Here is a 715-nt window from a genome sequence, read left to right as displayed (position 1 = left end):
TGCAGCGCTGGCTGCCGCTGCAGCCGGCGGTCGCGCCGGCCAGCACGGCGTTCGCGCCGGAGGCGGATGCAGCCGCGGACGGGTCCGCGGCGATCGCCAGCGGGCCAACGGCGGATGCGCTCGCCGACGCGGTGCACGTCGAAGCGCAGGACACCCGCCACACCACCCAGCACACGACGGACGCCGCCACGGCGTCCAGCCCCACCACCACGTCGACCGCCTCGCTGCCATCGCCCGATCACGCCACGCTCGACGTCCCCCCGGCAGCGCCTGCGTTGGAACAGGACCTGGCATCGCGCGGCGCCACCGCAACGTCGACGCTGCCGCTCGCCGCGCCGGAGGCAGACGATCCGGAACCGCCCTCAGCGGTGCCGGCGCCGGTGCTGGAGATCGCCGTGCTCGACGAGTTGCGCGAGGTCATCGGCTCGGCCAGCGTGGCGCAGATCGTCGAGCTGTTCTTGGCCGATGCGCCGCTGCTGATCCAGCGCCTGGAGCAGGCTGCGGCGGCGGCGCAGAGCGACGCGCTGCGCGAGGCCGCACACACGCTGAAGTCCTCGGCCGCCAACCTCGGCGCGCTGGCGCTGTCGGCGGCGGCGCTGCGCATCGAGTCGGGCGTGCGCACCGGCACGCTGGAGCGCCCGGTGGTCGCGGTCGCCCTGGTGATCGCCGAGTTCGCGCGCGCGCGCCTGGCGCTGAGCGGCTACCGCGCCAGTGT

At 75.5% G+C, this 715-nt stretch carries 1 protein-coding gene; it reads left to right on the top strand.

What is annotated here, in order from left to right; all coding sequences use genetic code 11:
* Window positions 1-715: Hpt domain-containing protein (locus tag D180_RS22385; RefSeq protein ID WP_043091574.1), on the top strand; the 715-nt coding region annotated here is incomplete at both ends.

It is taken from the genome of Xanthomonas sp. SHU 166, from assembly GCF_000364685.1.
Classification (GTDB): domain Bacteria; phylum Pseudomonadota; class Gammaproteobacteria; order Xanthomonadales; family Xanthomonadaceae; genus Xanthomonas_A; species Xanthomonas_A sontii.
Note: the sequence above shows the minus strand (reverse complement) of the source record. Positions and strands in the feature narration are given on the sequence as shown.